General features: G+C 63.6%; 9 protein-coding genes and 1 riboswitch. Of the genes, 5 read left to right on the forward strand and 4 right to left on the reverse strand.

Annotation, left to right across the window (positions count from 1 at the left end; translation table 11 throughout):
- Positions 1 to 126 precede the first annotated feature (126 nt).
- From GAU_RS20210 to pnuC, 3 genes are read right to left on the reverse strand one after another with little or no spacing between them, the layout of a single operon-like run.
- Positions 127 to 564 carry a DUF6526 family protein gene (locus tag GAU_RS20210; RefSeq protein WP_012681874.1) on the reverse strand — a complete coding sequence of 146 codons (438 nt, stop codon included), beginning with the start codon at positions 562 to 564 and terminating at the stop codon, positions 127 to 129.
- Positions 557 to 1,126 carry an AAA family ATPase gene (locus GAU_RS01970; protein ID WP_012681875.1) on the reverse strand — a complete coding sequence of 190 codons (570 nt, stop codon included), beginning with the start codon at positions 1,124 to 1,126 and terminating at the stop codon, positions 557 to 559. The genes GAU_RS20210 and GAU_RS01970 overlap by 8 nt, the downstream gene beginning before the upstream one ends.
- Positions 1,123 to 1,749: a nicotinamide riboside transporter PnuC gene (gene pnuC, locus GAU_RS01975; RefSeq protein WP_012681876.1), complete on the reverse strand. Its 627-nt coding sequence runs from the start codon at positions 1,747 to 1,749 to the stop codon at positions 1,123 to 1,125. The genes GAU_RS01970 and pnuC overlap by 4 nt, the downstream gene beginning before the upstream one ends.
- A 25-nt stretch (positions 1,750 to 1,774) precedes the next feature.
- Positions 1,775 to 1,878: riboswitch (TPP riboswitch) on the forward strand.
- On the opposite strand from pnuC, the gene GAU_RS21710 reads away from it, so the two are divergent.
- Positions 1,872 to 3,992, forward strand: a complete 2,121-nt coding sequence (locus GAU_RS21710; RefSeq protein ID WP_012681877.1) for a TonB-dependent receptor — start codon at positions 1,872 to 1,874, stop codon at positions 3,990 to 3,992. Its footprint overlaps the riboswitch before it by 7 nt.
- Positions 3,993 to 4,124: 132 nt before the next feature.
- Here GAU_RS21710 and GAU_RS01985 read toward each other — a convergent pair whose 3' ends face one another.
- The gene (locus tag GAU_RS01985; protein ID WP_012681878.1) at positions 4,125 to 5,114 is read right to left on the reverse strand and encodes an LLM class flavin-dependent oxidoreductase; all 990 of its coding nucleotides are present in this window, start codon (positions 5,112 to 5,114) and stop codon (positions 4,125 to 4,127) included.
- 110 nt (positions 5,115 to 5,224) lie between these two features.
- Here GAU_RS01985 and GAU_RS20215 point away from each other — a divergent pair, with 110 nt between their 5' ends.
- The 4 genes from GAU_RS20215 to GAU_RS02005 all read left to right on the forward strand — a co-directional run bounded on the left by GAU_RS20215 (position 5,225) and on the right by GAU_RS02005 (position 14,798).
- Complete coding sequence (locus GAU_RS20215) at positions 5,225 to 6,496, forward strand: sensor histidine kinase (RefSeq protein ID WP_012681879.1); 1,272 nt, start codon at positions 5,225 to 5,227, stop codon at positions 6,494 to 6,496.
- A 78-nt stretch (positions 6,497 to 6,574) separates the two neighbouring features.
- Complete coding sequence (locus GAU_RS01995; protein WP_012681880.1) at positions 6,575 to 9,346, forward strand: 2-oxoglutarate dehydrogenase E1 component; 2,772 nt, start codon at positions 6,575 to 6,577, stop codon at positions 9,344 to 9,346.
- Between the two features lies 1 nt (position 9,347).
- The gene (locus tag GAU_RS02000) at positions 9,348 to 12,077 is read left to right on the forward strand and encodes a PIG-L family deacetylase (protein WP_041265167.1); all 2,730 of its coding nucleotides are present in this window, start codon (positions 9,348 to 9,350) and stop codon (positions 12,075 to 12,077) included.
- A gap of 177 nt (positions 12,078 to 12,254) precedes the next feature.
- On the forward strand, positions 12,255 to 14,798 hold the full coding sequence (locus tag GAU_RS02005) for a beta strand repeat-containing protein (protein WP_041265168.1): 2,544 nt from the start codon (positions 12,255 to 12,257) through the stop codon (positions 14,796 to 14,798).
- The last annotated feature ends 9 nt before the right edge of the window (positions 14,799 to 14,807 follow it).

A 14,807-nucleotide genomic window follows, 5' to 3' on the forward strand; every position in this document is an offset into this window, starting at 1 on the left:
AAAGCAGATAGTCGCAGATACGGCCTGACAACGATCAACAGCCGAACAGCACACACAATAAAGAGTGTTGTATCTGTGTCGATCTGTTTTGTTTTTGTGTCATCAGTGTTCCCCCCGCTGTACCCGTCAGACGCGGAACCGATCTCCCCGCCAGGCTTTGATCTGCTGCTTGATCTCCTTGGACGTGAGAGCCGGATTGGCAATCACCTGCTCAACGAGAGCCGGCAATTCGACATCGCTGGCAAAGCGCAGCGCGACGTAGTGTCGCGGGCGCAGCGTGGTGATGGCACGCGCGGTGAGCTCCGGTGACAACACACGCTGGAAGCGTACCTGCTCCTCGAGCCGGATCAGACGATCCTGCACGCGCAGGGGAGAGAGTCGCGAGACGGCCACCACGCCGATGAGGGCGAGGCTGCCGACGAGGAAGTAGCCGGTCTCCGCGCCTGGCGCCTTCACAAATCGGACGATTGTCCAGATCAGAAAGATCGCGGCCAGGGGGCTGGTGAAAAAATGGTAGTACGGCGTGAGCTGCGTGTGATTGGCGTAGTTCTGATTTTCACTCATGGTCTGCAAGGTTGAAGGGAGACGGTGGTGAAGACAGCAGTGTGTCGATGAGATTCGTAGCGATGGACAGGCGCTCAGGCCAGTCGCCTCGCACGATGGTGTAGGGGGCGCCAAGCCGATCCAGTGTGGTCACGAACAGCGTGTGCATCTCCTCTCGGCGATCCCCTCGATCGCGGACGCCGTCCGCAATCCACGGCACATCGATGTCGAGCAGGAGATAGTGGTCCGCACGTCGGGCAATGGCCAGCGCTTCGAGGGCGGGCGGGCAGTCGCCGAAATAGTGGTGACTGTAGGCCACATTGCTCACCAGATCCGTGTCGTGCAGCAGCAGAGTGTTGCCGAGTGCTCGCGAACGATCGATGTACTCGTCTTCGTAGGACGCCTGACCACGGGCCAATCCCTCACGATCGGCCAACACCGGCGGCGTGCCCTTCAGGCGCGTGAACTCGCGTACGTACTCGGGGACACACAGCACGTGGTAGTGTGCCGCCAACTGTAGGCCCAGGGTGGTCTTGCCGACACTCTCCGATCCGGTGATCACCACCCGTCGCAGTCGTGTCATGCGGGCTGCTCGTCAGCCTGGGCATTACGCCACGACGCGCGCCACTGCATGTGTCCCGATACGGCCAATGCAAAGAACACGGCATACAGCACCGCCGTGAGCGGCAACTGCCGGTTGATGAATACACCCACGTAGATGATGTCGACGACGATCCACACCAGCCAGTTCTCGGCCAGCTTGCGCGTCATCATCCACTGCGCGATGAGGCTGGCGGCGACGAGTGCTGAATCGATGTGTGGCAAAGCGGCACCGGGAATACGTGCCGTGATGGTCCACAACAACAGCCAGGTGATCACGCCAATGAGCGAGAGACGGAATGCCAGTGCGCGTGATGTGCGTGTCACCGGCAGTGTGTCCGCCGTCGGTCCACCGCGCCACCAATGCCACCAGCCATACAGTGACAACACGAAATACACGACCTGCAGGCCGGTGTCGGAATAGAGGCCCGTGCGCGCAAACACCACCGTGTAGAACAGCGCGTTGGCCACCCCGATCGGCCAGCTCCAGATGTTCTGGCGCGTGACCAGCCACACGTTCACGACACCGGTCAGGAAGCCGGCGACCTCCATGCAGGACGACCCGTGGGCGTCGAGCCAGTGGCAAAACGCGGAGAGGCTGGTCATGACGGGCAAAGCTAATTAGGGTTGAGGCACATGACCGGGGTGCCGGCGCCGCCAGTGTGCGCAGGCTGAGAGAGTCCCGTAGAACCTGATCCGGTTCGTACCGGCGTAGGGAGTCCAATCTGATGTCTCGTCGCAGCCTCGTGCGCCATGGGCGCACGCCGCGGCCTGGCCGTCTTCGCACGGCCGCCGCATCTCTGTCCATCGTGGTGCTTACGCTCGCGCCCGTAGCGCTTCATGCGCAAGGCACGCGACCCACACGTCCGGACACGGCCACGTCCGACACCACGGCCCGCCGCATTGAAGGGGTGCTGGTCAACGCCATCCGCGCCGGCAATGAAGCGCCGATCGCGCAAAAGACCATCGGGCGTGCGGCCATCACCGCGCGGCATTTCGGTCAGGATGTGCCGATGCTGCTCATGCAGGCTGCCCCCTCGATGACCGCCCACACCGAGACGGGCACGCAGTGGGGCTACAGCTACCTGCGTTTGCGTGGTCTCGATCAGACGCGCATCAACATCACCATCGACGGTGTGCCGCTCAACGATCCGGAAGACCAGGTGTTGTACTTCGCCAATCTGGCCGATCTGATGAGCAACGTGCAGAGCGTGCAGGTGCAACGTGGTGTGGGCACCAGCACGGCCGGCACGGCGTCGTATGCGGGTTCGATCAACTTCGAGACCATGCCGGTGGCGCGGAAGCAGCGCAGCGGCGACGTCGAAGTGCAACTGGGTTCTTTTGGGGCACAGCGGGCCAGCGCGTCTTTCAATTCTGGTCTTGGCGACAATCGCCTCGCCGCGTATGGCCGCGTGAGTGCCCTGCGCACCAACGGCTATCGTGATCACTCGGGTGTCATGGGGCGCTCGGCATTCCTTGGCGCGGGCTGGTTCGGTGACCGCGACATTGTGAAGGTGACGGCCATCGTGGGACAGCTCGCCGATACGCTCTCGTATACGGGTGCCACACTGGCCGAGCTCGCGGAGAATCGCCGCTACAACCCGTTGTATCCGAACGAACGCGACAAGTTTGGCCAGCAGATGGTGTCGCTCGCCTACACGCACGCACGTGCCGACGGTGGCAGCTTCAACACCACGCTCTATCGCAACTCGGCCAGCGGCAACTACGACTATTTCGACCTGCCTGATCGGTACCGCTACAATCTGGCTCACACCTGGTATGGCGTGACCAGTGCGTACAACGTGGAGCGGGGGGCGGTGCGCCTCAACACGGGTGTCAATGCGAACACCTACCAGCGGGCGCATCGGGCGTACTTTCAGCCCGATACCGAGTTGTATGACAACACCGGCCACAAGCAGGACGCCAGCGCGTTCGTGAAGGCCTCCGTGGACGTGGGCCGCGCACGCTGGTTTGCCGACGTACAGGGACGATGGGCGCAATTCCGCTACGACCCATCGGAGAATGCCGGTATCACGGAGCGCAGCATCGATTGGGCATTCCTGAATCCCAAGGCCGGCGTGACGATGACGTTGCGTCCCGGACTGTCGGCCTTCGCGAGCTATGGCATCACCAGCCGAGAGCCCGCGCGCAGTGACATGTTCGCCGGTGAAGATGACCTCAACGCGGACAATGTGGCCGGCTTCGGTGATCTCTCGCGCGTGAAGCCGGAACGCCTGCACGACACCGAACTGGGTCTTACGTACACGCATTCCGCGCTCGACGTGTCGGCCAATCTGTACAGCATGGATTTCCGGAACGATCTGGCCCGCATCGGCGCGCCAACAGCATCCGGCGCCATCCCACGCCGCAGTGTGGGCAGCAGCTATCGCCGTGGCGTTGAACTCGATGCCACCTATCGCGGTGTCGACAAACTGGTCTTCGCCGGCAACGCCACGTGGAGCGACAATCGCATCAAGCAGTTCACCGATTCGTCGCGTGGAACGCCGGTGGTGCGCCGGGATGTAGAGCCGATGCTCACGCCGCGCTTCATCACCACGCATCGTGTGGACGTGTTGCCCACGCCGCGACTGGGTTTCAGCCTGGAAGGCCGCTACCAGTCACGCGCATTCCTCGACAACACCAGCAGCGCTGATCGTATTCTTCCCGACTACTACACCGTCGATGCATCGGCCCGCGTGGCCGTGCGGGATTTCACCGTGATGGTGCGCGGTGTGAACCTCGGCGACACTCAGAAGTTCGGCAGTGGCGCCGTGTCAGGCTCTGGGCGCGTGCGGTACTTCGTACTGCCGGCCCGGGCTCTGTTCGTCACGCTCGGCTACGCGTTCTGAGTCTGGCGCGGGAAAAGCCTTGCCGCGGATGACGCGGAAAAGCGCGGAAACCACACGGATCAAACAACAAAGCTGTTCTGTTTCCGTGAGTTTCTGCGCTTTCCGCGCGTTTCCGCGGCAAAAAAGAATGACCTACAGTAGCCCTGCCGCTTCCGCCGTCAGCTTCACCGAGTGCAGTCGCGCCGCATGGTCGTAGATCATCGACACGACAATGAGTTCGTCTGCACCGGTCTCCTCGACCAGCGCCTCGAGCCCCGCTCGCACGGTATCCCGTGAGCCGACGATCGAGCGGGCCAGCATGCGACCCGCCTGCGCCTTCTCAATGGGTGTCCAGTAGGTCTCGATGTCGTCGATGGGCGGCTGTCCGAGGCCACGCGCACCACGAAAGATGTTCGTGAAGGCCATCTGCTGGGTGGTGGCCAACCGGTGCGCTTCGGCATCGGTGTCGGCCGCAATGACGTTCACGCCGACCATCGCGTACGGGCGATCGAGCTGATGCGACGGCTTGAACCGATCGCGATAGAGGCCGAGTGCCGGCAGCAGATCGGCCGGTGCGAAGTGCGAGGCAAACGCATACGGCAGCCCGAACTCGGCGGCCAGCATCGCGCCAAAGTGGCTCGAGCCCAGAATCCAGAGTGGGATCTCGGTGCCGGCGGCCGGCACCGCGACAATGCGCTGACCAGGCGCCACCGGAGCCAGCCACGACTGCAGCTCCATCACGTCCTGAGGGAATTGCTCGGCCGCATCCGGTGTGCGGCGCAACGCACGCAGCGTGACACCGTCGGTGCCCGGCGCACGACCCAGTCCAAGATCGACACGCCCTGGGAAGAGCCGTTCGAGCGTCCCGAACTGCTCGGCGATGACATAGGGCGCATGATTGGGCAGCATGATGCCACCCGCGCCGATGCGGATGGTGTTCGTGCCGGCGGCGATATGGGCCAGCACCACGGACGTCGCCGCGCTCGCGATGCCCGGCATGTTGTGGTGTTCCGCCACCCAAATACGGTTGTAGCCCCAACGCTCCGCGTGGGCGGCGAGATCCCGAGCATTGTCCAACGCGCCCCGGGCATCGGTCTGCTCGGTGATCGACACGAGTTCGAGGATGGAGAGCGGAATGTTCATCGCTCACATCCGTGTAAACAGAATCTCATTTCTTCAATATAGTAGATTCGCAAGCATAGAGGAGGAGGGCATTCACTCCCTCAGCGTCTCCCAACAGCTAAACTCTCCCCATGTCCGCCCCCCACGATCCCGCGAACTATCCGGCCGTCTCCGACGACCTGCTGTACTCCGATTATCGGAAAACAGAAGAGCTCGGTAGCATCCGCCAAGTGGCTCGGGCGCTGGCCGCCGAGACCAGCTCGCAGCAGGTGCTGCAGACGCTGTGTCGGTTGTCGATGTTTCGTGGGCGAGCAAGTGGCGCTATGGTGACTCAAGTAAGTGGTGATAATGGTATATATGTTGCCTGCTCCGGTGTCGCGACGCCGCTCCTTGGCATGACCTTCCCATTGGCCGGTACCTTCATCAACCGCGCGGCGGCCGAGAAGCGGGCGGTGCTGTTGCCGTCGCCGCATGAGGCCACGCCGGTGTTCGCCGCGCTGCTCCCACAACTCGGCATCGGGCCGATCCTGTTCCTGCCTCTCGTCGCCAACGATCAGCTCTTTGGCGTTCTGGCGATTACGCGCGATGCCGGGCACCCGACGTTCGACGAAACGGACGAGGAACGTCTGGCCGTCATGGCCGACCTCGCGGCGCTCGCACTGTGGAAGGCACGGCTGCTCGAAGACGCACAGTCGGCCGATGCCGCCAAGACCAGCCTGTTGGCTACGCTGTCTCATGAACTGCGCACACCGCTGACCGCGCTCGAAGGCTATGGCGAGCTGCTCGAGGACGAAATCCTGGGGCCACTTTCCCATGAACAACGGGATGTCATCACCAGGCTGCGCACCGTTGGTCGCCACCTCGGCTCCCTGATCGAGGACATTCTCACGTACGCCTCGCTGGAGGCCGATCGGTTGACCGCACGCCCCAGTGCTGTGCGTCTCGACGAGCTGCTGGATTCCCTGCACCCGTTTCTCGAACCGCTGGCCCGCGAAAAAGGCATCGACTTCGTGATCGATCCGGAAGGCGGCCTGCCGGGTATGCACACCGACGAAGCCAAAGTGCGGCAGATTCTGCTGAATCTGTGCCAGAACGCCATCAAGTTCACCGAGAGCGGCAGCGTCACCCTGCGGGTCTCGCGTGGGTCTCCCATGCCGGATGGCGGCGTCAGCCTGCGGTTCGCCGTCAAAGACACGGGAATCGGTATCGCGACCGCCGATCTCCAACGTCTCTTTCGCCCCTTCTCCCAGCTAGAGGACGTCCCGACCCGGCGACGGGGGGGAACCGGGCTCGGTCTGTACATCGCCCGTCGGCTGGCCACGCTGCTCGGTGGACGTATCGAAGTGGTGTCGCGCCCCGGCGAAGGGTCGGTGTTCACACTGGTGCTGCCCGTGCAGGCGTGAGTGCCGTCCGGCGCGAACAGGCCCCGGTGTGAATACCTGAGTGCCTAGGGCGCCAAACGCCGTTTACATTCCCATTTTATGTCAGCCATCACGAGCGTTTTCAACGACGGCATCTTTGCCGAGCAGTTCGAGCGGTATCGTCGCGACCCGGCGAGTGTCGACGAAACCTGGCGTCAGTACTTCCGCATGGCCGAGTCGCTGCTCGGTCAGTCGGCCGCGAGTGCACCGGCCGCCGCAGGTGCGACGACCGATGTGGCCTATCTGCAGAAAGTCGCGGGCGCCGCGTCGCTGCAGCAAGCCATTCGCATGTACGGGCACTACGATGTGCCGCTCGATCCCCTTGGCGCGCCGCCGATCGGTGCCGACGAACTGGCGCCGGGCTTCCATGGGCTGACCGAAGACGATCTCGCCACGATCCCCGGTGCGGCGATCGGCGATGATCGTTATGCGACGGCCAAGGATGTCATCGCGCGCAAGCGTGAGGTCTACACCACGCGCATCGGCTACGAAGTGTGGCACCTCGAGGTGAACGAGGAGCGTAACTGGTTCCGTCATGCGTTCCGCGCCGGCGAACTCACACGCCCGCTCACCGTCGACGAAAAGAAAGCCGTGCTGCGTCGCCTCAACGAGGTCGATGGGCTCGAACGCTTCCTGGGTCGCGCCTATCAGGGCTACAAGCGCTTCTCGGTCGAAGGCAACGACACGCTTGTGCCCATGCTCGACGAGATGATCAATGCCCTCGGCAAGTCGGGTGCCGAAGAGATCGTGATCGGCATGGCCCACCGCGGCCGCCTGAACGTGCTGACCAACGTGATGGGCAAGCCGTTCGAAACCCTGTTTGCCGAATTCGAAGGACGTCACGATCATGCCGACGAAACGGCAACGGGTGACGTGAAGTATCACGCCGGCTTCACCGGTGTGCGTTCGGTGGATGGTCGCGAGGTGAAGTTGCGCCTCGTGCCCAATCCGTCGCACCTCGAAGTCGTGAACCCCGTCATCGAAGGGGTGGTGCGTGCGCGGCAGCGCGTGGCCGGCAAGCCGGGCGAGCGCAACGAGCATGCGGTGGTGCCGGTGGCCATTCACGGTGATGCCGCCTTCCCGGGTGAAGGCATCGTCGCCGAAACGCTGAACATCTCGCATCTGAATGCGTATCGCACCGGCGGCACCATTCACATCATCGTGAACAACCAGGTTGGTTTCACGACCGACCCGGGTGATGCGCGCTCCACGTATTACTCGTCGGATCTCGCGAAGGGCTTCGAGATCCCGATCTTCCACGTGAACGCCGACGACGCCGAGTCCTGCATCACGGCGATGCGTCTGGCGTGCGCGTACCGCACGATGTTCAAGAAGGACGTGCTGATCGACCTCGTGGGCTACCGCCGTCATGGGCACAACGAGGGCGACGAGCCGATGTACACGCAGCCCACGCGTACGACGGCCATCCGCAAGCATCCGACGGTGCCGCAGGTGTGGGCCACCCGTCTGGTGAAGGAAGGCGTGCTCACGGCTGACGAAGCGGCGGCCGTCGAGAAGGACGTGTCGCAGCGGTACGCCGACATCCACAGCGCGTTCAAGCAGTCCTTGCTGAGCAGCGAGAAGCATGCGCCGTGGCCTGCTGAACCGTCCCCGGCGTCGCGTGTGGTGCAGACCAACGTGGCGGCGGAACGCCTGCAGTTCGTCAACGAGTCCCTGTTGCAGTGGCCGCAGGAGTTCACGCCCAATCCGCGTCTGGCCAAGCAGCTCGAGCGTCGTCGCGAGACGATGGGTGAGCAGGGCGGCATCGAGTGGGGTCATGCCGAAGCGCTGGCGTTCGGTACGTTGTTGCTCGATGGCATGTCGGTGCGCATCACTGGCCAGGACGCCGAGCGTGGCACGTTCTCGCATCGTCACTCGGTGCTGAACGACGCCAACTCGGGTCGCAAGTACGCGCCGCTCGCCAACATCCCGGGCTCCAAGGGCATCTTCGAGGTCTACAACTCGGCGTTGTCGGAAACCGCCGTGCTGGCGTTCGAATACGGTTTCAGCACCGTGGCGTCCGATACCCTCACGCTGTGGGAAGCGCAGTTCGGCGACTTCGTGAACGTGGCGCAGCCGATCATCGACCAGTTCATCGTGGCCGACCGCGCGAAGTGGGGGCAGGACAGCGGCCTCGTGATGCTGTTGCCGCATGGCTATGAAGGACAGGGCCCGGAGCACTCGAGCGCTCGCCTCGAGCGGTTCCTACAGCTCTGCGCGGAAGGCAACATGACCGTGGCCTATTGCAGCACGCCGGCGCAGTTCTTCCATCTGCTGCGCCGCCAGGCGCTGCGGCCGAATCGCCGTCCGCTGATTTGCATGCAGCCCAAGTCGATGCTGCGCCTGCCCCAGGCGTCGTCACACCTGGACGATCTTGTGCACGGTGGCTTCCAGTCGGTGATCGACGATCCGATCGCGTCGCAGCGTCGTGATGACGTGCGCCGGATCGTGTTCTGCACCGGCAAGGTGTACTACGACATGGCGCTGGCCGCCAACCGCAATCCCAATGTCGCGCTGGTGCGTGTCGAGGAGCTGTACTCGTGGCCGCACGAGGAGATCCAGCGCATCATGGATCTCTATCCGGCTATCGAGCAGGTGGTGTGGGCGCAGGAAGAGCCGAAGAACCAGGGCGCCTGGACGTATGTGCAGCCGCGTCTTCGGGCTTCGGCGGGTGCTGCGGTGGGTGTGCGCTATGTGGGACGTCCCGAGCGTGCCAGCCCCGCGGAAGGGTATGCCGATGCGCACCAGCAGGAACAGGCGCGTATCATTGCGATGGTGATGGACACCGGCGAGGTCGCGGAAGAGCGTCCTGCCATGACAATCTCAAAGTGAGATGATGATGACGCGGCAGCTCTTGCAGAGCGGCGCGCGCCTCATGGGAAGGATGGGTGTCACGAACGCCGCGGCCATTGCCGCGGCGTTCGTGTTAAGCGCCCCCATCATGAGTGCTCGTGCCCAGTCGAATGGCAATGGGGGGCCCGATCGTGGCGCCGCCAAACTCGGATCCACGCTGGCCGGCATCGGCACCACAGGTCGTGTGTTGACCATCGCCGCACATCCCGATGACGAAGACACGCCGATCATCGCTTGGCTTGCCCGCGCCCGACACGTGGAGACCGCATACCTGTCGCTGACCCGCGGCGATGGTGGCCAGAATCTCATCGGCAACGAACTCGGTGAACCGCTGGGTGCCATCCGCACACAGGAGCTGCTGGCCGCACGCCGCATCGACGGTGGTCGGCAGTTTTTCACGCGCGCCTACGACTTCGGCTTCAGCAAGAATGCCGAGGAGACCTACCTGCATTGGCCGAAGGATTCCATTCTCGGCGACGTCGTGCGTGTGGTGCGCGCGTATCGTCCGCAGGTGATCGTGGCGTTTTTCAGTGGCACACCCCGCGATGGACACGGACATCATCAGGTGTCTGGGTTGCTCGCGCGTGAGGCATACGATCTGGCTGGTGATACGGTGCGTTTTCCGGTGCGTGACTACGGCTTGCCGTGGACACCACAGAAGTTCTACCGCAGTGCCCGTCAGGCCCCCGACAGTGCCTCGTTGCGTGTGAACACCGGTGAGTATGATGCGTTGCTGGGGCGCAGCTACTACGAAATTGCTGCCGAGAGTCGGTCGCAGCACAAGTCGCAGGGTTTTGGCGTGCTGCAACGGAAGGGTGTGATGTGGGCCTATCTGTCGCGCGAAGCTTCGCGTGTGGGTCCGGATGATGCGCGCAGCGAGCGTTCCGTGTTCGATGGGATCGACACCACATGGACGCCACTCAGGGCCAAATTGCCCACGGCCGTCGTACCCACGCTGGACTCTGCTCTTGCCGCGCTGGCAATGGTGCGTGGTGTGTATCGGGCCGACAATCCTTCCGCACTCGTGACGCCGCTGGCCGCGGTGCTTCGGCAGCTCCGCGCCGTACGCAATACTCTGGGCAGTGGTCCGGCGTTGCTCATCGGCGAAGGAATTGGACGTCCGGCGCAGGTGCGCGCGCGTCCTGCGCAGCAGGCAGATCCCGCATTGTGGGATGCACTGTCACTGACCATCGACCGCACCAGCGACGCGTTGGTGGAGGCGGCAGGCATTGCCGTGGAAGCCTCAGCTCCGCAGGGCACCTTCCCCGTGCGCGAAGCCGAGAAGGAGAATGTCAACGACTCGTTGCCGGTGACCATCAGCGTGTTCAATCGCGGGCGGGCGACCGTTCGGGTGACTGGTGGATTCATCAGCGGGCTCGGGATGCGCGCCAACGAACGCGGGTCGATCGACGTCGCTCCCGACAGCACAGGCGTGCTGCAGCGATACGCGGTGGCATTCGGTCCGAACTCTCCGTGGTGGCGCCAGCAGGGGCGGTCGGGCAAGGACTGGTTCCTCATGCCCATCGATGCCCGTGATGAAGTGCAGCAGGAAGCGCGCGTATCGACCATGGCCGAGGTGGCGCTGCTCATCGCCGAAGTGTCGGTGTCGGTGACCACGCCGATCGTGTATCGGTTTGCCGACCCCATCAAGGGTGACCAACAGATCCCGGTGGCGGCCGTGCCCGGAATTACAGTCAACCTGGCCAGTGCGATCGAATACATCCGCGCCGGAGTGCCCGTCGATCGCCTGGTGAATGTGCGGGTGCAGTCTTCCTATCCGCACGAGACGTCGGTGCGGGTGCGTCTCGAAGTGCCCAAGGGCCTCCTGGCGGACTCGGTGCAACGTGTACGCACGTTGCCCGCGCAGGGCGGGACCATGGTGTCGTTCCGGTTGCGCGGTGTGTTGCCTGAGGGAGCGCATCAACTGTTGGTGGCCGGATTCCACGAAAATGTGCCGGCCATGCGAGGGGTGTATCCCATCAGCTACGATCACATCACGCCGATGCGATTGTATGGCACGTCGGCCATGGCGTTTTCAGCGGTGTCGGTGAAGCTGCCCGCGCGGGCGCGCGTGGGATACATCGCCGGTGTGGCTGATGCTGGCATCGATGCGCTGCGTCAGCTCGATATCACCGTGGAAAAACTCGAGCCCTCGATGCTTGGCAGCACCGACCTGTCACGGTTCAGCAGCATCGTGGTGGGCCCGCGTGCATACGAAGCGAGCGAAGAGCTGGTGAAGCAGAATCCACGATTGCTCGAGTATGCCAACCGTGGTGGTACGCTGGTGGTGCAGTATGGGGCGCAGGACATGAGCCGCTTTGCGAACGTCATGCCGTATCCGCTGCAGTGGACGCGTCCGGCGGCTCGGGTGACGATGGAGCAGGCACCGGTCAACATGCTGCAGCCCACGCATCCTCTGCTCACCACCCCAAACCGTCTCACTGCCAGTGACTGGGATGGTTGGGTGCAGGAGCGCGCGACGTACATGCCGAGCACGATTGATCGACGGTATACGTCGTTGCTGTCGATGAACGATCCCGGTGAGCCGGCCAACACCGGCGCCCTGCTGGTCGCTCCGGTCGGCAAGGGACGCTATGTCTACGTGACGCTGGCGCTGTTTCGCCAATTGCCCATGGGGGTGCCGGGCGCGGCGCGCATTCTGACCAATCTCGTCAACGGGCAGGCGCCGGTCGTGATGCCCAAGATGTAAAGCGTCCTCAAAAAGGCACATTCATGAAATACACTGTAAAAATGGTCCAACTTTACAGTGTATTGGATGGAGGGTACGTTCTCGGCGCTGTTCATCAGCGCCGGTGTTTGACACCACCCTCAATCCCGCACCCTCATGCGTCAGCGAATTGTTCGCGCCTCCGCGTCGCTCGCACTAATGGCTGGAGCTCTGCTTTCCGGCTGCTCCGAGAGCTCCAGCCCGGCACCCACCCCCACGCTCGCTTTGGCGAACACGGGAGCGACGACGGCCACGGCCGCGCGAGGGTCCAGTGCCACCTATGCGTTCACCATCACGCGCGGCGGCGGATTCAGCGCGCCCGTGCAACTGGCGGCCGAGGGCGTACCGGCTGGAGTGACCGCGAGTTTTGCCCCTGCTTCGCTCACGGGTACGACGACCGCCTCGACGATGACGCTGGCCGTGGATGCCGCCGCGGCGCCTGGTACGTTCTCCGTTACCGTCCGCGCGACGGGCAGTGGCGTCACGGGACAGAGCGCGGTGGTGGAGCTGGTGATTCCCAATCCGACGATTGGTCTTCAGGGCGCAGCCACCGCGCTGACGGTGGTGCAGGGCGGCTCTGGCACGGTGAGCTACACCGTGACCCGGGGTGGAGGTTTTGCGGGGGCCGTGAGTCTGGCCGTGGAGGGTTTGCCCAACGGGGTGACGGCGGCATTCGCACCGACCTCGTTGGCGGCCGGTGTCACGACCAGCACGCTGACACTGACGGCTGCAGCCGGCACATCGGCAGCGGTCACCAACCTGACCGTGCGGGCGACCGGCACCGGGGTCACGGCGCAGACGGCTGCGTTGGCGCTCACGGTATCGGAAGCACCCGGCATCGTGCTGAGCAACGCTGGTGAGGCCTTGAGTGTCGTGGCCGGTCAGAGCGGAACGCGTACGATCGGTATCGCGCGGCGTGGTGGTTTTGCGGGCGCCGTCACGCTGGCCCTCGAAGGCGCGCCGGCCGGTGTCACGGGGACCTTCGCACCCGCCGCGCCGACCACGAATGAATCGGTGCTCACGCTGAACGCGGCAGCGACGACCGCGGTGGGTAGCTACACGCTGACCGTGCGTGGTACCGGAACCGGTATCACCGCCGTCACCACAACGGTGACGCTGGTTGTGACCGAAGCGCCGGGCATCACACTGAGCAACAGCGGTGGCGCGCTGAGTGTGGCGGCGGGGCAGAGCGGCACCCGCACCATCAGCATTGCGCGTCGGGGAGCATTTGCCGGTGCCGTCACGCTGGCCCTGGAAGGTGCGCCCACCGGTGTGACTGGCACTTTCGCGCCGGCCGCGCCCACGGCCAATGAATCCGTGCTCACGCTGAACGTGGCGCCGACCACGGCGGTGGGGAACTACACACTCACCGTGCGCGGCACGGGAACGGGTGTTGCGGCCTCGACGACGACGCTCGCGCTGACAGTGACGGAAGCGCCAGGGATCACGGTAATAGGAACGGGCGGTAGAACGTGGAATCTCCCTGCGGGTACAAGTGGCACACGCACCATAGGCATTGAGCGACAGGGTGGATATACCGGTGCCGTGACGCTGACTCTCGAGGGCGCACCTCTCGGCGTCACTGCGGCCTTTGCACCTGCGGCGCCAACAACGAATGAGTCGGTGATCACTTTGACGGCGGCCGCGTCGACCCTCCCGGGTCTCTACACTCTCACTGTGCGAGGTACGGGTATCGGAGTCTCGCCCGCCACAGGGGTCATCTTTCTCTCCGTGACCACCGGTCCGTCGCTCAGCGTTACGTGGGCCGTTCCAAGTGTTTCCGTGGTGCAGGGGCAAGCGACGCGCGCGCAGATGCTGATTCAACGGACAGGTACATTCCCGGATCGGGGTCGACTGGTTATCGAGGGTCTACGCGAGGGATTGAATGTGCTATTCCCCGTGCCATTGGACTCTCTGACGACGGTCAACACGTACATTGCCACTATCGATGTCGGTCCTGTGTTGCTTCCGGGAACGTATCAGTTGATCGCGCGGGCCACGGCTGGGGAGCTCAGCAGCACAGCGACCTTGACTGTGGTGGTGACGGCGGCGGCGAGCGGATTCGCATTGTCTACCCCGGTTACCTTGCGGACAATTGAGCAGGGAGATTCGGCGTCGATTCCACTCAATGTGACGCGATACGGCGGGCACTCGGCAGCAATCGCCGTGGGCAACTTTACTCTTACCTGTCTGGCGACTGTTGGTGGATGTCCCAGCACGACATTTGGTAATTTGGTCAGTACCGCCTTCGTGTCACCGCAAACGGGCAATACCGGCCGCGTGCAGCCCAATCTTCATGCGGATATCCCAGAGGGAGAGTATCGATTCCGGATGGTGGCGACGGGATCAGGTGGTGGGCCTGATACGCTGCATGTACCCGTGCGTGTTGTTTCAGCTACGCAAGCCAGGCATTCGCTCAGCACCATCACGCTCCCGAACGCCGCTGGTGGGGAAACGATCGACTATACGGTTCGCGTACACCGCACACCTGGCAACAGCGCGAACGTTACGTTCTCCGTATCCAGCTGCCAAAGCGGTCTGACCGCGTCGCTGCCGACGCCGGGGACGACAGGCAACTCACTGACGCTGCGTATCTCGGTCAGCAGAACGGCAACACCAGGATCGTTGTACTGCACCCTTGTGTCTTCCGCACCCGGTCAACGCAGCCAGAACGTGAATACGTGGGTCAACGTGACCCCCTGAACGAGAGTG

Source organism: Gemmatimonas aurantiaca T-27 (assembly GCF_000010305.1).
Classification (GTDB): Bacteria; Gemmatimonadota; Gemmatimonadetes; order Gemmatimonadales; family Gemmatimonadaceae; genus Gemmatimonas; species Gemmatimonas aurantiaca.